The following is a 17,353-nucleotide window of genomic DNA, read 5'->3' as shown; positions in this document are numbered from 1 at the left end:
ATCAACTCTCTTCGCCGCCGAACCGCTCGGTCCATTCTTCGACCATGGCGTCTTCGATCTTCTGGAACAGAACAGGTGGCGCTTGAATCGGAAGCCCGTGGGGCAGCGCGTCGAGCAGACCTGTATCTTCCGGGGATGGCCAATTGCGATTGCCTTCTGGAATGCCGAGCGTGTCGAGAATGCTCTTGGCTGTATTCGGGATCAGCGGCTGGGCGACGATCGCAAACAGCACGACTAGATTGAGCCCTGTCCGAACACCGACAGCGGCGGCGTCGACATCATTCTTATACTTCACCCAAGGCTCGGCGCGCGTGAGATATTCGTTCCCAGCGGCCCAAAGCGCGCGCGTTTCAGCAGCGGCTTTTCGAAACTCCATCGCCTCATAATGTTCAGAGATCCGTTCGAGGCTGGCTTTCAGCTCACCCGCCATCCAGGCTTCGTCTTCGCCGGGCGTTCCGGTGTCCGGCAACACGCCATCAAACTTGCTGACAGTATATTTGGTGATCCGGTTGACGAAATTACCGAGCACATTGGCAAGGTCGGAATTAATCGAGGCTTGGAATCCTTCCCAGGTAAAGGCCGCATCGGAACCTTCCGGCGCGTTTGCCATCAGATACCAGCGCCAATAATCCGCTGGCAGTAAATCAAGCGCTTGGTCCATAAACACGCCGCGCTTTTGGCTGGTCGAGAATTTCCCGCCATACCACGTCACCCAATTGAAGGCCTTCAGCTTATCGACGGTTTTCCAAGGTTCATCCGATCCGAATATCGTGACCGGGAAAGAGACAGTGTGGAACGCGACATTGTCTTTGCCCATGAACTGAACATACTCGACGTGGTCTGCGCCCTTATCTTTGCGCCACCAGCTTTCCCAATCGCCGCCATTCGCCTTCGCCCATTCATCGGTCGCCGCGATATACTCGACCGGCGCGTCGAACCAGACATAGAAGACTTTGTCCTCAAATCCCGGACGCGGATTGCCGTCCGCCCCCAGCACGGGAACGCCCCATTTCAAGTCGCGCGTAATTGCCCGATCGCGGAGGCCCTCGTCTAGCCATTTCAAAGCGATTGATCGCGCCAGGTTCGGCCAGTCTTTCGACGCCTCGACCCATTCACGGATCGCGTCCTGCATTTTCGATTGCAGCAGGAAGAGATGCGCCGTGTCGCGGATCTCAATATTCGTCCCGCCAGACACCGAAGAATACGGATCAATCAGATCGACTGGGTCGAGCAATCGCCCACAATTATCGCATTGGTCACCCCGAGCTTTCTCATAGCCGCAATGCGGACACGTGCCCTCGACATAGCGGTCAGGCAGAAAGCGACCATCATCCACACTACAGACTTGTTTCGAGACCCGTTCTTCGATCAGGCCCTTCTCCTCAAGCACGCGTGCGAAGTGTTGCGTCAGCGCCTTATTCTCATCGCTGGAGGAACGCCCGAACCAATCAAAAGACAGCGTGAACCCCTCCCCGAGCGCCTTTTGCTTCTCGTGATAGTGGTCGCAATACTCTTGCGGACTGATCCCCATCTCTTGGGCGGCGAGTTCAGCCGGCGTGCCATGCTCATCCGTCGCGCATATATAAAGGACATCATTGCCGCGTAGGCGTTGGAACCGCGCATATACATCGGCAGGCAATTGCGACCCCGCGAGATTCCCCAAATGCTTGATACCGTTGATATACGGCAAGGCCGAGGTGATCAGGATGCGTCGTTTACTCACGAGTTTCATTCCTCTAAGCTTTCCCTAGCGTTAGATTGAGTCGGCCAGAGATTTCGGCCTGTCTAATCGCGTGATGGGATAAAGGAAACATCCTTAAGGAGGGAACAATGCCAAAAATTGCAAGCGTAAATCTACTCGGCGTGCTGCTCGCAGCCGTCGCCATGTTTTTTATCGGGTTCATTTGGTACGGGCTATTATTCACCGAGCCATGGATGGCTGCGAACGGTCTATTCTTCACCGATGAAACCAAAAGCTATATGCAATGGCTTGCCGCGGATGGGCTTCAAACCGTTGTCGCGGATGCTGCGCCGGATCCGATGATCATGTTGGCCGGTTTCGTGCTGTCACTCGTGCTCAGCTTTGGGCTCGGCTGGCATATGAAGCAAAAGAACATCACAAAGCTGGGCACCGCGGTCCTGTTCGGACTTTGGATCAGCCTATTGATCGGATTGCCGCTGATTGCTTATGACACGGTCTACACGCCATACGGCTCGCTGATGGGCTTTTTCGTTGATGGCAGCCACACCGTCGCAACCATCATAGCTGCCTGCGCGGTCTTATCTTTCTTCGACTAGACCCGTGGATCTGTAAGACCCACCATTAAAAAGCCCCCGGATCAGACCGATCCGGGGGTTTAGTTTAAATGCTCCCGTGGGAGAGTGAGGAGCATCTGGGAGGAAACTCTTTTTGGACGCCCTATCCGATCTGCGGCGCCCAGGCCGACAGGCGGACTTCCACATTCCGGGTCATTGGCGCATTCGATACCGCCTGTGACGCTGGGGCCTCAAACCGCGCATTCACCCGGGTTCCGGTCAATTCATGCGATGCAAGCGCATCTGTGACCGCGTCCAAGCGCGCCTGCGCCAATTGCTCAGCTTGGCTTTGGGTCTTTGCGTCGGGTGCATTGGCTTGCAGTGAGACCGGTCCAAGAATGCAGCCATCGAGCTGCTCTTGCGCGGCCTCTAAGACCGCCATCGAGGCTGCGTTCAGGTCACTTTCGCCCGAATTGAAGTAAACGTTCAGCACCTGGGCGTCGCAGGACGCCTCTTCGGCGGGGGAATATTTCTCAGTTGGCGGCGCCGGCAAAGGCTGCGCATTCGCCAGGCCCGCTGCGGCGGCGACTATGCTCAGGCTGGTAAGGGTCTTGATCATTTTCAGCTCCCATCTTGCGTGTGAACAGGAAACGCGGAGCGCGGGGCGAAATCATGCCCGGATCAGGATGAAATGTGGCAACTGCATGATCTTGTAATGACGGCTTGCGCTTTGCGATGGCTCATTATAAACGACCCGCCAGTGCCGCTATAGCTCAGCTGGTAGAGCAACGGATTTGTAATCCGTAGGTCCGCGGTTCGAGTCCGTGTGGGGGCACCATTTCTACCTGAATTATCTGCCTTCTCAGTTTTGCCCGTTGATTATCGGTTTTGCACCCGTTCGAAGTTTGCGCGCGCCCTGGACGCAGACGCCAGACACAATAAACCGCCCAGCGCATCGGCCCTGGGCGGTCCATAGAGTATCGTCGAATTCGGGGCCTTTTAGTCGGCGCCGATATCTTCTGACAGCACCGTCATGTTAAGCGCATAACTCGTTTCGCCATCGTCGACGTCTTTATAGACGACCGCCAGGAATTCCGCACCGAGATAGACTTCGACGGAATCATCGGTCTCTTTGCGCGCGATCAGGCGCAGGCCGGGATTGAGTTTTTCTTTCAGATACGCCTCGAGGCGTAGCACTTCTTCGCGGCCCATGGCTCACTCCTAAATTCTTCTCGCCACGACATAGCGGCATGTGACGCCTGTGCAAACGGGGCAAGCAATAATTGAGCAGTATAGACTGTGAATTGCGGTTAAGCCTTGCTCAGCTTGCCGCCTCGTCTGGGGGGTTCACCAAGCCCCAAAGCTTGGCCGAGCCCCACCAAATCAGCTCCACGACCACCCGCGCGATGAGCGTCATCAAAATCCCGAAAATCGCCGCTTCATTGATAAAGACCCGAAACACCGCGATCCCTTGATCGCCGAGATTTGGATTACGGATCATATCCAAATTGGCGAGGTAATTGGCGAAATCATTGACGCCATTGAAGGCGCTAGGGACGAACAGCACGCCCAGCATCATCAAGATTAGAACCATGAAAAACGTCGCCAGAATTTTGGCCGACGCGTTCGATAGCGCCCGGAATAGGATCCACATTTCACTCACCCCTTATGGTTTATACCGCGAACCATACCGAGATGACGCTCTGACGTAAAACGCAAATGTTTTACTCGCCGCTCCAGTTCGGCTTGCGCTTTTGCGAGAACGCCAGCGGTCCTTCAATAAAGTCAGGGCCTTTGACCATTCGGCCGATCGCGTCATATTTTTGCGAAAAGGCCTCTTGGAAGTTCGCGGTATCGAGCCCCTTCATCGCGACTTCTTTGGTTGTGCGAACCGAAGATGGCGAGCATTCGGTGATCATGCCAGCCCATTTCATCGCCGCATCCATCAGTTCAGCTTGCGGCACGACCTCATTGACGAAGCCGAGCTCTTTACCCTCTTCCGCGAAGACGTGGCGGCCGGTGAGCATCATGCCCATAGCGCGTTTTAGACCGATCTGACGCGGCAGACGGTGCAGGCCGCCGGCAAGCGCTGCGAGGCCAACTTTTGGTTCCGGCAAGGCAAATCGCGCATTGTCTGAGGCGATGATCAAGTCGCAAGCAAGCGCGATTTCAAACCCGCCGCCCATGGCAACGCCGTTGACCGCAGCAATTACCGGCTTGAACATGTCATAGCGATTGGTCAGGCCGCCAAAGCCGCTCGGAACGGGGAACATTTCGCCGCCCTCGGCCTGATAGCGGAGATCGTTGCCAGCACTAAAGGCGCGATCCCCTGCCCCAGTAATGATGGCAACCCAAAGGTCTTTATCAGCTGCGAACTTGTCGAAAATCTCACCCAAATCGCGATTGGCTGGCGGATGCAGCGCGTTCATTTTTTCCGGACGGTTGATTTCAACCACCAGAATATTGCCTTCAATTTTGGTGTTTACGAATTCGCTCTCGATCATGCTGACCTCCCGGAAAATCTGATTTCGGTCTAGGCTATGGTCTGCAGGCACCGAATCAAGGATGACGTGGCGACATGCCGGATAAGAATGCGCTCGATCTATCATCGATTGATCCCCCGATTTGGCGGATCATGGTCGAAGACGTGGTCTATGGGCCCTACACATTTGGACAATTGCAAGCCTTCGCCGATGAGGGCCGCTTGAGCGAGACGTCAAAAGTGGCGAATGGCGATGGCGGGGCTTTTTTGCTGGCACGGGCGCATGCCGAGCTGATGCCATTTTTCCAAGCTCGTCCCGAGGCGCCTAAGCCCGAGCAAAATACCGAGCCGTCGAATTATTTCATCACCGTCCAAACTGATGGCGATGGCCGCCGCGCGGTGATCTCATTCTTGAACGAGGTCGGCACATTCTCTGAGCTTATGCCTGGCAGTTTTATCCTGTCTTCGCCCCAAACGATTGTTGAGTTGCGAGCCAGCCTATCGACTGTTTTGGCTGAGCGCGGTCGGTGCGTGATCGTCAATGCGCGCACCGGTCAGCTGGCCTGGATGGGATTGAAACCAGACGCGGACGCGCACGCTAAGATGATTTGGAAACGCGACTAAGCGGCGATTTCAACCTCTTCCGGCGTCATCGGTGCGATTCCTCTAATCATATCGGCAGCTTTCTCAGCAACCATGATGGTCGGCGCATTCGTATTGCCGCCAATCAGGGTGGGCATCACTGAGGCATCGACCACCCGCAAACCATCAACGCCGCGCACACGCAACTCGCCATCAACCGGGTCTTCATCGTGGATACCCATCGCAACCGTGCCGACCGGATGATAAATCGTCTCGCCAAAGGTGCGGATGAATGTGTCGATTTGCTCGTCAGTTTGCACATCTGCGCCGGGTAGAGCTTCGGCACCGCGCAGCGGTGACAAGGCGGCCTGCCCGACAATCTCGCGCATCATTTTCACCGACTCGCGCATCGTGATGCGATCGCCTTCGGTGGCGAGATAGTTTGGATCAATCGCCGGATGCTCGAACGGATCGTCGCTGGTGACCATCACTGTGCCGCGACTTTCAGGGCGCAATTGGCATGAGTGAATGGTGAACCCGTCTCGCTTATAATCGTAATTGCCATGATCGCGCATCATCGCATTGACCAGATGTAGCTGAATGTCTGGCCGATCCAAGCCTTCTCGGGTTTTCAGAAACGCGCCGGCTTGTAAGAAATTGTCCGCCCCTGGCCCCGATTTGGACATCAAGTATTTGATCCCGACCGCCAGCTTTTTGAGCCCCGCCTGTTTTGAATAGGCAGAGGCTTTTTGCGTCATTTCGTGGATCACAGTGACGTCTAGATGATCTTGCAAGTTCGCGCCTGTATTCTTGCTGTCGAACACGCATGTGATCCCAGCTTTTCGAATGTCGTCCGCTGGTCCGATGCCGGAGAGTTGCAAGATCTGCGGAGACTGCACCGCTCCAGCGCACAGGATGACTTCTTCATTAGCGTGCAAGGTTTCTGGCTCGGCGCCTTTCTTGGCGACCACTTCGACGCCATAAGTCTTGCCGCCTCGGAACACCACGCGCGACACCAAGGCCGTCGACATTACGGTGAGATTGGGCCTCTGCCCCTCAATCGGGCGCAAATAGGCAAAGGATGCGCTCCAGCGCTCGCCTTCATGGATGGTGCGCTGATAGGGGCCAAACCCCTCTTGCTGCGCGCCATTAAAGTCTTTGGTTTCTGGGTAACCGGCCTCGACACCCGCGCGCACGAACATGTCATACAAGCTGTCTTCAAGCGGGCTGTCGCTGACATTAAGCGGGCCCTCCCCGCCATGGAAATCATCTGCACCGCCTTCATAGGTTTCAGATTTGCGGAAATAAGGCAGGACATCGGCATAGCCCCAGCCGGTGAGCCCGGACTGCCGCCATTGATCATAATCGCGCGCATGACCGCGAATATAGATCATGCCATTGATCGAGGATGATCCGCCCCAGCCGCGTCCGCGCGGCCAATAGAGTTTGCGGTCATCCATGTGTTTTTGTGGCATCGTCCAAAACCCCCAATTGTGCGGGTTTTCTTGCTTAATCAGACCGCCAACCCCGGCAGGCATACGAACCAGTAGCGATTTATCCTTTTTGCCCGCTTCGATCAGGCAGACGGAAACATTTGGGTCTTCGCTCAGTCGATTTGCTAAGACACAGCCAGCGCTTCCAGCACCTACAATGATGTAATCAAAACCCTTTTTTTCGGCCATTATACTTCCCCAGGGGTCATTATTTCTCTGCCAATACTAAAAGATTGGATTCGCTATCAACCATTTGTGAACCCAAACTGCGTATTGTCAATGAAATCAGACCGGTGCGCGCAATCGCGCACGTTGATGAGTGCGTTTATGAATTTACCCATTCGCAAAGATGATCGCGACCAACCGAATGTCCGCCAAAAGCCCGATCGACGGCGGCATCAGCGTGTTGAGTTGCGGCTGAGTGGGCGATTTATGTGCGACGGCGCGGATCATACGTTTTTGACCGAAGACATCTCTTGCGGCAGCGCGAAATTAGAGGCTGCTGCGGTTCCGAGCATTGGCGCAAAAATTATTTGCTATTTCGACGAACTCGGCCGGGTCGCGGGTGAAGTAATGCGCAAGACCGAAAACGGATTTGCGGTACGATTCCAAAGCCCGCAGCATAAGACCGATAAGCTCGCTGATCGCTTGGTTTGGCTTCTCAACTATGAGAAATATGGTCTCGCGGACGAACGTGCCGCACCGCGTAAAGCGACAGGTGGCCCGGCACTGATCACTCGCGCCAATGGCAGCCAATTGCAATGCCGTGTCATCGATATTTCGCTCACAGGCGCTGCGTTTGAATTTGACGGACCGGTTCCGATTGTCGGCGAACATGTTCGCGTTGGATCGCTCCGCGGCGCCGTCGTTCGCGCGATTACAGGCGAGTTTGCAATTCGCTTTCTCCACACCAAGAAAGATTAGCTCACCGCAGCTTTTACTTGAAGTCTGATGGCGTGGGCGCCATGTAAGCTCACACGCCTCGAGGAGGATCGGGTTCATGGAATATAATCCGGATATTGGCGCCCGGCCCCCAGTCTGGACACGCCTGCGTTTTGAGGCCCGCGCTGCCGCCGCTGATGAGCCGACCATGGCGAGCTATATTGATGCGGCCATTCTCAGCCACGAGACCATTTGCCAAGCGCTCGCGTTTCACCTAGCTGAGAAAATCGCTGGTCCCGAAATGCGCGCGCAACAAGTTCGGCAAGTGATTGCCAATGCCTATGATGCCAATCATAAGCTGGTCGAAGCCGCAGAAGCCGATATGCAGGCCACCCTCGAGCGCGATCCCGCTTGCCGCGGCATGTTGCAGCCCTTCCTCTTTTTCAAAGGTTTTCTGGCGCTGCAAACCCACCGCATCGCTAACCATCTCTGGAAACAAGGCCGCGAAACCCTCGCCTTCCACTTTCAATCACGCGCCAGCGAACTGTTTGCCGTCGATATCCACCCGGCGGCGACGATGGGCAAAGGCGTGATGCTCGATCACGCGACAGACATCACCATCGGTGAGACGGCCATTGTTGGCGACAATTGCTCGCTTCTGCACGGCGTAACGCTCGGCGGGACAGGCAAAGAGATTGGCGACCGCCATCCAAAAATTGGCAATGGCGTTTTGCTTTCAGTGGGTGCGAAAGTGCTCGGCAATATCCGTGTTGGCGACGAAGCCAAAGTGGCTGCTGGCTCGGTCGTACTCAAAGATGTTCCGGCACAATGCACAGTGGCCGGCGTACCAGCTCAGCAGGTCGGCGGCCCATGCTGCGAACCCGCCCGGAGCATGGATCAAGCCATCCCGGACGACATCCAGAAATAATTAGAGGCGATTGCCTTTAATTTTATTGCAGCGGGCATGCAGCAGCTGCAGGTTCTCAGCCATGTCGGTGCCGCCTTTCGAGACCGGAATAACGTGATCCAACGTCGCCCGACGCTTGGCCCAGACCTGCGCATGCGGTGCTTCAAATCGGTTCTTTAGCATCGGGGTGCCACAGCGCGCGCAGAGGCCTTTTTGATCGCGCCAAAGCTGCTCAATATGCGCGTTGGCAGAGAGTTTATACGGCTGGCTCAAAGCCCCTCCGGCACATCCCAGCCGCGCCGCGCGCAGGCCGCGAGCACTGTGTTCTGCAACAAGCAAGCAATCGTCATCGGCCCGACGCCGCCGGGCACGGGTGTAATCGATCCCGCCACTTCGGCGCAGCTTTTATAGTCGGCGTCCCCAACCAGTTTCGTTTTCCCCTCGCCTTTCTCAGGCGCGGGCACACGATTGATGCCCACATCGATGACGCAGGCACCAGGTTTCAGCCAATCGCCCTTGACCATTTCCGGGCGTCCAACGGCAGGCACCACTATGTCCGCCGTGCGGCACAGCGCTGGCAGATCGGCGGTTCGCGAATGCGCGATTGAGATCGTGCAATTCTCAGCCAAGAACAGTAAAGCCGCTGGTTTACCGACCAAGATCGAGCGCCCGATCACGACCACATGCTTGCCAGAGAGGTCCTCGCCCAGCGCGCGCTTGGCTAGGATCACGCAGCCGGTCGGCGTGCAAGGTCGCAAGCCAGGCTTCCCGAGGCTTAGACGTCCCGCGCTCGCCTCAGTCAGGCCATCGACATCTTTCGCGGGATCAATTTTTTCGATGGCCGCGGCTTCATCGAGACCCTTTGGCAGCGGCAATTGAAGGAGAATGCCATCGACATCAGGGTTTGCGTTGAGGTCAGATATCAAGTTCTCGACCTCATACTGCGTTGCGTCCTTAGGCAATTGATGGTGCAGCGAGCGCATGCCGCATTCTTCAGTCTGGCGGACCTTGTTGCGGACACAGACTTGGCTGGCCGTGTCCTCACCGACCAAGACAACCGCGAGTGTAGGCTGGTCCGGCAGCGTTTCTACGGTCGCTTTGACGCTGGCGCGGACATCCGCCGCGACCTCTTTGCCTGAGATGACTTGTGCTGGCATTGCCTCAAAAACTCCCATCAGCGCTTCTGCGCCACGCCATAGGGCGAGACGCGAGATTCGTCACCAGCTGGACGGGAATTTCTTAAAACGGGATCGCCAAAATGAACCGCGGAATGGCCCAGTCACGCAAGAATGGAATGGCCAGAGCGATCACCAGGATCGACAGGTCCAAGTTTCCGAGCGGTGGAATGAAACGACGGATCGGTCGCGCCACGGGTTCGATTATCTGGAACAAGAACTGATAAATCGATCGCACGGTCTGATTGCGATTGTCGACCACACCGCCCACCATAAGCCAACCAAGAATGACATATGCCAAAAGAAGAAAGAAATAGATCGTGAGGATGGGGGAAATGAAATAGCCGTGAAGGGCAGCGAGCAGGTCTTGCAAAGCTCAGACTCCGTTATTGTTTGAACCTCAGGTAGAGCGGTTCATCGCCGCCCGCAAGGTGACAGCTATTCCGTATTGCGGAAGCGTCGGGATTGGCGGTCCATGACCATGCGTCCTAGCGGATCTGGTAAGACTTTGCTGAGCGCTGCAAGGCCCTTATTGACGGCGCCTGGCACAACCACTGGGTACCCGCGTTCACAGGCATCGATCCCGGCTTCGACCACAGGCTCGGCTTCCATCCACATCCAGTCTGGCATTTCATTGCTGCGCTCGCGCGTGCCGTTCACATCGTGGAACTCAGACCAGGTGAAGCCCGGGCACAGCGCGGTACAATGGACATCATCATGTCCAGCAGCTTTCGCTTCGGCATTGATGCTTTCGGAGAACTTAATCATGCCCGACTTCACGCTTGCATAGAGCGTGTGACCGTTTGAGCCTGGCGTGAACCCGGCCAAGGATGCGACATTGATGATCCGGCCAAATCCGCGTTCAGCCATGCCCGGGAGCACTTTATGGGTGAGCTCAATCGGCGCGGTGTAGAGTACACGCAAGAAGGCCGCTTGGTCCTTCCATTTCGTATTGAAGAACGTTCCAGGCAGACCATAGCCAGCGTTATTGACGACACCATCAACATGCCGGCCTGCTTCTTTGACCTCTTTCAGAATCGTATCAACGCTGTTCGCGCGCGACAGATCTTGAGAGATGACGATGGTGGAGACTTTATATTTTTCCTCCAAGTCACGCGCCAGCTTTTCGAGCCGATCGGCTCGTCTCGCTGTCAGCGCAACATCCCATCCTAACGCAGCATATTGTTTGGCAAACTCTTCGCCAATGCCCGCCGAGGCGCCCGTGATGAGCATGAGTTTTCGATCTGTCATTGGGGCCTCCTAATCGTCTTTCCGCCATACTCTGACTTTGGTCAGAAACGCCAATTGCAAGCGTTCTGCAGTGAAGCCGGCTTGTTCCATGTGTGGGTCAAACGCCCAGTTTAAATAGCCTTTATAATAAGGCTCGTGAAAGCCTTCGGGGAAATATTCCAAAAAGCCGTCCACGCCTTCATTGTCACCGAATTGTAGACTGTCAGCGATGATGAAGGTTCCGCCCGGTTTCAGTACCCGCGCGGCTTCGGCGATGACTTGCGGGCGCACGCGGGGCGGCAGTTCATGGAACAGATAGATCGAAATCAGGTGATCGAAGGACTGATCATCAAACGGTAGCGCTTCGGCCTTTCCTTCAGCCACCTCAACATGTGGCCAGCACCGGACATGTTTGCGCGCCGCCTCAGCATAAGGTGGAGAAAGATCGAGGCCTGTCAGCTGGAGCTTCGGCATGGCGGTCATGATTTGGCTCATGAAGCGGCCTGTCCCGCAAGCTAAGTCTAAAACCTGCATTTTGCGTTGATCGTTGCCGCGAACCTGTTTCACTAACTCAGCCAGCGCAGCCCGGCGCATCGCGTCGCCTGCGCCAGTGAACAGCGCCTCCACCTGATGATCATAGATCTCGGCACTGTCCTCACTGAGCCATCCATCGGTTTGATAGTGGAAGTTCTGGCGATAATAGGCCGGGAACCGTTTTGGATCCGCCGCTTCATTCGTGCGGACTTCGGTGCCATCGCGGTCGAGGCGGCGGCGGTCAACCTCGGAAACATCATTCAAGAAACTCCGCGCCCGCCTCACCGCTTTTGGCAAATCGCGCAGGCGAAGTTCTCGCTCAACAGGGTCAGGGTAAAGACCAGCCTCAACATTGGCGCGATCCTGCCGAAACAAGTCAAAATAGGCTTTGCGCAACGCTTTCAGATTCGGCTTGTTTTCAGGCTTAAAGATCGGCTCACCTGGTCGGTTAAACCCAGCTGAGCGTCGCCGTGCGAGCGCATATTGCCCGCCATACCAGGCTGAGCGTAAGCCTTGCGCTGCGGTGTATCGCGCCCGGCCTGCCGTCTTCATTGCCGTATCAAACAATCCCATGGGCCCTAACATGGCGCTGGCGACCCTGATCGTCCAGTGCAATGCGCGTCGCAGGCTTCAGGTTCCGTTCAGACTGGTTCAGGCAACGATATTGCAAGATACGAATAATGGGCGGGTGCGCCTAAAAAACTGGAGATCCTTTTATGATCCGAACCAGCCTCTTTCTCGCGGCGTCGGCTTTTTGCCTCGCCCCGGCCGCACATGCCGATCACGATCATTATCGCGGCTATCACAGCCCGCAACCAACCATTGCGAGCGCCGCATGTGAGCGTCAAAAAGATAGCGATCGCCTAGCGGGCGGCTTGGTCGGCGCAGTCGCAGGCGGCCTGATTGGCGCGGCGATTGGCGGCGAGCTCGAGCCCGACAATGGCTATCACCGCTATCGCGGGCATCGCGGATATCGAGGTTACAGGGGCCACCGCGGCTATCGTGGTTATCGGCGCGGTTATTATCACGATCGCGGCGATGATGGCGCTGAAATCGCTGGCGCGCTGGTTGGTGGCCTGCTTGGCGCCGCAATTGGCAGTGAAGTCGCAGGCGATTCGACCAATTGCGCCCGGACCTACAGCTATGAACCCTCTGGCCAGTATCGCAATGCGGGCGGATGGGGCAGCCAATACGCGCCAACGCGTTCTCCAACCGGCCCAGCTTGGGAAAACCCCGAAGTGCCGCAATCACAGCGCCTACCGGCCTCGCAGCCTGTTTCGGCCGCCTATCCAAGCAACCCCGCTTATCCAAGTGTACCGGCTTATCCCACGGACGGTGACTATGAGCTTTCGGGCGCGCCGGACAGCGTAAACGGCGCGGGTGAGTGCACAACGGTCCGCCGTGAAACCCGTCTTCCAGACGGCACAGTCATTCGCGAGCCAGTGGAAGTTTGCAAAACCGATGATGGCCGTTGGCAGATGCCAGAGCCGATCCCAGGCTATTAAACGCGTCAACAGAACCGATTGAAAACACAAATAGGGGAAGTTCCGCACTTCCCCTATTTTTTTGCTGGCCTTATGACAGCGCCATGACTGAATATTTTAAGCCCATCTCTTTTACGCAATGGCCTGAGAACAAAGCTGCGTTCGCAGACGCTCTAGGACGGTCCTTCCGGGAAACTGGTTTTGCGGTGATCAGCGATCATCCGATCCTTCAAGGCGTGATTGACCGCGCCGTGAACGCGTCAAAAGCTTTTTTCGAACTGCCCGAAGACGTCAAAGAAAAATACCATGATGCGCCCGGCGGCCGCCAACGCGGTTATACGCCGTTCGGCACTGAAAATGCCAAAGGCGCCGCCTCTGCCGATCTAAAAGAGTTCTGGCACACCGGTCGCGCCCTGCCTGAGGACAGCCCGTATCGCGCGACGATGAAGCAAACACCCGCGGTTCCGGAAGTCGCTGAGTTTGATGAAGCCACGCGCGATTTTTACGACGCTATGGACGAATTCGGCGCGCAGCTTTTGCGAGCGGTCGCGCTTCACCTCGGCCTGCCTGAGACCTGGTTTGACGACAAAGTTCAGTTTGGCAATTCGATCCTGCGCCTCCTCCACTATCCGCCGCAAGACAACCCGCCGCCAAAAGGCACGGTTCGCGCTGGCGCACATGAAGACATTAATGTCATCACGCTCTTACTGGGCGCAGAAGAGGCAGGTCTTCAAGCGCTGCACAGATCTGGCGAATGGCTCGACGTGAATCCACCCGCAGGATCACTCGTGATCAATTGCGGAGATATGTTGCAGCGTTTGACCGGCGGGGTTTTGCCTTCAACCACGCACCGCGTGCTGAACCCATCGCCAGAACGGTCACGCTTTCCGCGCTATTCGACGCCGTTTTTTCTACACTTCAATCAAGACGTAATGATCGAAGCCCTGCCGCAATGTTTGGACGAAGGTGGCAAGGCAGAACCACCGATCACTGCGCAAGACTATTTGATGGAGCGCTTACGCGAGATTGGGTTGATCAAGACTTAGCGTCTGGATTGCCATGCCGTTCAAACCAGGCGGCTCGCTCAATTTCCCAAACATTAGATTGGCGCGTGGTGCCGTCCGGACGCTGGCTGGTGACCTCGCCTTTGTGCACCATGCCAACGCGTTCCATCATGTGCCCGGTGCGCACATTATCAAGCGCGCCAGTGGCAAAGATCAGATCGAGCTTTAACGCCTCAAACATCCAAGTGAAACTGGAGATCAGGCCGCGAAGCCCTGCCCCTTGGCCTTGCTGATCCTTTCGTAAGGCACCGCCCAAATCGCCCGCGCCCCATTCTGGCCAGACCTCAAAATCGGAATACCCGATCACTTCATCTGCGTCGTTGAACCGCACGAATAATAGACCTTCACCGCGTGCCCGTTCCTCAAATTTCTGTTCGATGAAACCGCCAACGGTCTCCACAGTCAGTGGGCGCGGCAGCGTATAGATTGGCCCGTGGATTTCAGGATCGCTCAAGAATTCGTACAGCGCTTCGGCATCAGACAGGCTCGCAAGCCGAGCCGTGGAGGGTGGACCAGGCACGAAGTCGACGCTGCGGACGGCATCTCGGATCGCCGCCTCATGTTCAGGCCTCGTTTTGTTGCGCGTGAGAGGCAGCTCGCCCATGCTTAAGTCTCCGCAAGGAGACGTTCGACTTGCGCTCGGGTTGGCAGGCTCGGTTGAGCGCCCGCCTTGGTGACGGCTAAAGCGCCTGCCGCAGCAGCAAATCGCAACGCCTCTTCCGGCGCTTTTCCTTCAGCGAGCGCGACTGCAAGTGCGCCGCAAAACGTGTCACCTGCCCCCGTTGTATCGATAACGGGAACCGAGAAGGCCGGGACACGCGCAATCTCTTTTCCCATCGTATACAAGACTGCCCCTTCGCCGCCGAGGGTCAAGGCAACCATGCCGCCTGTTTGATGTAGCACATCGCCGTAAAAATCAGCTTCTACTTCATTGACGATCAGCAGATCGGCATCGCGGAGCAGACCGAGCGGGACCTCTTGCGCCGGTGCGAGATTGATCACCATCAAAGCGCCCGTCTCATTCGCCCGCGCAGAGGCCGCTTCCACTGCAGCAACAGGCACTTCGAGTTGGCAGAGAATGACGTCGCACTTGGGCAGGTTCAAAACATCCGTCGCACTGACCTGGGCGTTCGCGCCGCTGGCCACCGTGATTTGGTTCTCGCCCTCAGGTGAGACGGCGATCAGAGCGACGCCCGTTGAAGTACCGATCTCGCTCATGACCGCTGAGACATCGACCCGATCTTGGCGCAAGAGCGCGAGCGCGGGTTCGGCCAGCGCGTCATCGCCGACACAGCCGGCCATGAACACGTCTGCTCCTAAGCGCCGGGCGGCGAGCGCTTGATTAGCGCCTTTTCCGCCGGGATGTTGGGCAAACCGGGCGCCGGTCACTGTTTCACCTGCCTGCGGCAGCGGCGCACCGCTGGCCACTAAGTCGAGATTGATCGATCCAACGACGCCGATCCGGACAGTCATGTTGCATACTCCAAATGACGGCACAGCGCGTCGAACACGGCTTCGCTATCGGCATGCTCATACCATAGAACATTGCCATCTTCGCTAAAGGTGGGAACGGTCCGCCCAAATTGCTCGCCATTCTCTGTGACGACTTCAACAGTTGCGCGTCGTCCGGTGAATAGGTCCGGATCGGTTACCGCGATCACCGTACTCGGATCGTGCAGCGGCGCTTCACGTTCGCCGTTGGCTGAGAATTCGAGCTTGCACGACGCTTCCAAAAGATCTCCAGCGATCTGGCTTTGACGGGTCTTCCCCGCGCGCACATTGCCCAGGCGTTCAGCGGTCGTTCGGATTTCATGGGTGACGTCCAAGCTCAGGCAGCGGATAGACAGCCCCGAACCGAACACAGCGGCAGCGGCATGCGGGTCCGCAAACACGTTGAACTCAGCGTAAGGCGTAATGTTCCCGCCTTCACGGTCAGCGCCGCCCATCAAAACGATCTCCGCAATGCCCGCCGCGATGTCGGGATCCATCGCTAAGGCCAATGCCACGTTGGTCATCGGCCCTGTCACAATCAAAGTGAGCGGGGTGTCCTGAGCGGCTTTGCAAGACTCAATGATCTTGTTCACGCCGTGCATTTGATCCTGAGGCCGCTGAGGCGTCGGGAAGTCGATATTGCCAAGGCCGGTCGAGCCGTGAAAGTCTTCCGCGGTGACCGGGTCGCGCAAGATAGGCCGAGGGGCCCCAGCACAGACTGGGACAGGAGCGCTCGGGTCTGCCGCCTCACGAATAATGCAAGCATTGATCGCGGTCTGCTCGCCTTTCACATTTCCGGCCACCGTGGTGATGGCGAGTACATCCAGCTCTTTCGCCCCGAACGCTGCGAGCAAAGCCACCGCATCATCCAGTCCGGGGTCACAATCGATTAAAACGCAAGTCATTGAAATGCTCTGCGGCGTCGAAATCGCGATGGCAAGCCTTGAAAGCGTATCTGCGTTCGCTAAACCCGTTCAGAGCAAGACTTTACGAGCAGGAGCTAGCCCATGAACGTTACCACGCAGATCGTTGACTATGAGCAGAATGGTGAAACCTTTGAGGGCTTTCTTGCCATGCCTTCAGCAGCGCCCAAAGGCGTGGTCTTGGTCGCGCATGCTTGGGGCGGTCAGTCCGAGTTTGAGCAAAGCAAAGCCAAATTGGTCGCTGAGTGGGGCTATGCTGGGTTCGCGATTGATGTCTATGGCAAAGGCAATCGCGGCGAGACGAATGAAGAGTGCGAGGCTCTGATGACGCCGCTCGCGAGCAATCGAGAAGAGCTGCAATCGCGCCTCTCGCATGCGCTCAGCGTTGCGAAAGACAAAGCTGGCAGTTCGAAAGCCGCCGCGATCGGGTTTTGCTTTGGCGGGCTCAGCGTGCTCGACATGGCACGCAAGAATATGGGCGTCGAAGGCGTTGTGAGCTTTCACGGTCTGTTTGGCGCGCCGGGCAATACCGACGAGACAATCGGCCCGAAAGTGCTAGCCTTGCATGGCTGGGAAGACCCGATGGCGACGCCAGACGATGTCATGGATTTCTCGCGCGAGATGACCAAAGCGAAGGCAGACTGGCAGTTACATGCCTATGGTGCGACCCTGCACGCGTTCACCAATCCCGCTGCCGCCAATCCAGATTTTGGAACCATGTATGATGCTGGCGCGGACCGCCGTAGCTTTGCCGCATGTAAGGATTTCTTGGCGGAAGTTCTGGGCTAGACGGCTTTGCGCGTGGAGCTCGCCGAGCCCCGAATCCGTTCACCGAATTGCTGATGGATGC

21 protein-coding genes and 1 tRNA gene are annotated in these 17,353 nt (G+C 56.7%); 8 read left to right on the top strand and 14 right to left on the bottom strand.

Translation table 11 applies throughout. The annotated features are described in order from the left end of the window. Position 1: 1 nt before the first annotated feature. A complete protein-coding gene (gene metG / locus MY069_RS15430; RefSeq protein ID WP_482794677.1) occupies positions 2–1,732 on the bottom strand; it encodes a methionine--tRNA ligase in 1,731 nt (576 codons plus the stop codon). 98 nt (positions 1,733–1,830) lie between these two features. On the opposite strand from metG, the gene MY069_RS15425 reads away from it, so the two are divergent. Next, positions 1,831–2,298: a DUF1761 domain-containing protein gene (locus MY069_RS15425; RefSeq protein WP_482794676.1), complete on the top strand. Its 468-nt coding sequence runs from the start codon at positions 1,831–1,833 to the stop codon at positions 2,296–2,298. Positions 2,299–2,419: 121 nt separating this feature from the next. On the opposite strand, the gene MY069_RS15420 is transcribed toward MY069_RS15425, so the two are convergent. Further along, positions 2,420–2,875 (bottom strand): hypothetical protein, encoded by a 456-nt coding sequence (locus tag MY069_RS15420; protein ID WP_482794675.1) that lies wholly within the window; start codon positions 2,873–2,875, stop codon positions 2,420–2,422. 143 nt (positions 2,876–3,018) lie between these two features. On the opposite strand from MY069_RS15420, the gene MY069_RS15415 reads away from it, so the two are divergent. Continuing rightward, positions 3,019–3,094, top strand: a tRNA-Thr gene (locus MY069_RS15415). 161 nt (positions 3,095–3,255) lie between these two features. Here the strand turns inward: MY069_RS15415 and MY069_RS15410 are convergent. The 3 genes from MY069_RS15410 to MY069_RS15400 form a co-directional block, all read right to left on the bottom strand. Further along, a complete protein-coding gene (locus MY069_RS15410; protein ID WP_482794674.1) occupies positions 3,256–3,468 on the bottom strand; it encodes a DUF3126 family protein in 213 nt (70 codons plus the stop codon). A gap of 109 nt (positions 3,469–3,577) precedes the next feature. Beyond that, complete coding sequence (locus MY069_RS15405) at positions 3,578–3,910, bottom strand: hypothetical protein (RefSeq protein ID WP_482794673.1); 333 nt, start codon at positions 3,908–3,910, stop codon at positions 3,578–3,580. A gap of 70 nt (positions 3,911–3,980) precedes the next feature. Further along, the gene (locus tag MY069_RS15400; RefSeq protein ID WP_482796720.1) at positions 3,981–4,757 is read right to left on the bottom strand and encodes an enoyl-CoA hydratase-related protein; all 777 of its coding nucleotides are present in this window, start codon (positions 4,755–4,757) and stop codon (positions 3,981–3,983) included. A gap of 77 nt (positions 4,758–4,834) precedes the next feature. On the opposite strand from MY069_RS15400, the gene MY069_RS15395 reads away from it, so the two are divergent. Next, positions 4,835–5,362 (top strand): hypothetical protein, encoded by a 528-nt coding sequence (locus MY069_RS15395; RefSeq protein ID WP_482794672.1) that lies wholly within the window; start codon positions 4,835–4,837, stop codon positions 5,360–5,362. Here the strand turns inward: MY069_RS15395 and MY069_RS15390 are convergent. Further along, positions 5,359–7,002 carry a choline dehydrogenase gene (locus tag MY069_RS15390; RefSeq protein ID WP_482794671.1) on the bottom strand — a complete coding sequence of 548 codons (1,644 nt, stop codon included), beginning with the start codon at positions 7,000–7,002 and terminating at the stop codon, positions 5,359–5,361. The two genes, MY069_RS15395 and MY069_RS15390, sit on opposite strands and share 4 nt — an antisense overlap. 138 nt (positions 7,003–7,140) lie before the next feature. Here MY069_RS15390 and MY069_RS15385 point away from each other — a divergent pair, with 138 nt between their 5' ends. Further along, positions 7,141–7,737, top strand: a complete 597-nt coding sequence (locus MY069_RS15385; protein WP_482794670.1) for a PilZ domain-containing protein — start codon at positions 7,141–7,143, stop codon at positions 7,735–7,737. Positions 7,738–7,813: 76 nt separating this feature from the next. Beyond that, positions 7,814–8,623 carry a serine O-acetyltransferase gene (cysE, locus tag MY069_RS15380; protein WP_482794669.1) on the top strand — a complete coding sequence of 270 codons (810 nt, stop codon included), beginning with the start codon at positions 7,814–7,816 and terminating at the stop codon, positions 8,621–8,623. Here cysE and MY069_RS15375 read toward each other — a convergent pair whose 3' ends face one another. The 5 genes from MY069_RS15375 to MY069_RS15355 form a co-directional block, all read right to left on the bottom strand. Then, positions 8,624–8,875 (bottom strand): HNH endonuclease, encoded by a 252-nt coding sequence (locus tag MY069_RS15375; RefSeq protein WP_482794668.1) that lies wholly within the window; start codon positions 8,873–8,875, stop codon positions 8,624–8,626. It lies immediately after the preceding gene. Beyond that, on the bottom strand, positions 8,872–9,759 hold the full coding sequence (locus tag MY069_RS15370; RefSeq protein WP_482794667.1) for a bifunctional 5,10-methylenetetrahydrofolate dehydrogenase/5,10-methenyltetrahydrofolate cyclohydrolase: 888 nt from the start codon (positions 9,757–9,759) through the stop codon (positions 8,872–8,874). Before MY069_RS15370 ends, MY069_RS15375 begins: the two co-directional genes overlap by 4 nt. A gap of 82 nt (positions 9,760–9,841) precedes the next feature. Further along, complete coding sequence (locus MY069_RS15365; RefSeq protein ID WP_482794666.1) at positions 9,842–10,150, bottom strand: YggT family protein; 309 nt, start codon at positions 10,148–10,150, stop codon at positions 9,842–9,844. 65 nt (positions 10,151–10,215) lie between these two features. Then, complete coding sequence (locus MY069_RS15360) at positions 10,216–11,028, bottom strand: SDR family NAD(P)-dependent oxidoreductase (protein ID WP_482794665.1); 813 nt, start codon at positions 11,026–11,028, stop codon at positions 10,216–10,218. A 9-nt stretch (positions 11,029–11,037) separates the two neighbouring features. Beyond that, positions 11,038–12,126, bottom strand: coding sequence for a class I SAM-dependent methyltransferase (locus MY069_RS15355; RefSeq protein ID WP_482794664.1), 1,089 nt, complete (start codon positions 12,124–12,126; stop codon positions 11,038–11,040). Between the two features lie 131 nt (positions 12,127–12,257). Here MY069_RS15355 and MY069_RS15350 point away from each other — a divergent pair, with 131 nt between their 5' ends. Next, positions 12,258–13,046, top strand: coding sequence for a hypothetical protein (locus MY069_RS15350; RefSeq protein WP_482794663.1), 789 nt, complete (start codon positions 12,258–12,260; stop codon positions 13,044–13,046). Between the two features lie 83 nt (positions 13,047–13,129). Continuing rightward, positions 13,130–14,071, top strand: coding sequence for an isopenicillin N synthase family dioxygenase (locus tag MY069_RS15345; RefSeq protein ID WP_482794662.1), 942 nt, complete (start codon positions 13,130–13,132; stop codon positions 14,069–14,071). On the opposite strand, the gene MY069_RS15340 is transcribed toward MY069_RS15345, so the two are convergent. Genes MY069_RS15340 through MY069_RS15330 form a run of 3 tightly spaced genes read right to left on the bottom strand, consistent with a single transcriptional unit; the run spans position 14,061 to position 16,485 of the window. Next, positions 14,061–14,693 (bottom strand): GNAT family N-acetyltransferase, encoded by a 633-nt coding sequence (locus tag MY069_RS15340; RefSeq protein WP_482794661.1) that lies wholly within the window; start codon positions 14,691–14,693, stop codon positions 14,061–14,063. The two genes, MY069_RS15345 and MY069_RS15340, sit on opposite strands and share 11 nt — an antisense overlap. A gap of 2 nt (positions 14,694–14,695) precedes the next feature. Continuing rightward, positions 14,696–15,562: a ribokinase gene (locus tag MY069_RS15335; RefSeq protein WP_482794660.1), complete on the bottom strand. Its 867-nt coding sequence runs from the start codon at positions 15,560–15,562 to the stop codon at positions 14,696–14,698. Continuing rightward, entirely contained in the window at positions 15,559–16,485 is a 927-nt protein-coding gene (locus tag MY069_RS15330; RefSeq protein ID WP_482794659.1) for a nucleoside hydrolase, read from the bottom strand. Before MY069_RS15330 ends, MY069_RS15335 begins: the two co-directional genes overlap by 4 nt. A gap of 102 nt (positions 16,486–16,587) precedes the next feature. Here MY069_RS15330 and MY069_RS15325 point away from each other — a divergent pair, with 102 nt between their 5' ends. Beyond that, positions 16,588–17,292 carry a dienelactone hydrolase family protein gene (locus MY069_RS15325; RefSeq protein WP_482794658.1) on the top strand — a complete coding sequence of 235 codons (705 nt, stop codon included), beginning with the start codon at positions 16,588–16,590 and terminating at the stop codon, positions 17,290–17,292. Positions 17,293–17,353: the final 61 nt, after the last annotated feature.

This window comes from Hyphomonas sp. ske169 (genome assembly GCF_056850855.1).
Note: the sequence above shows the minus strand (reverse complement) of the source record. Positions and strands in the feature narration are given on the sequence as shown.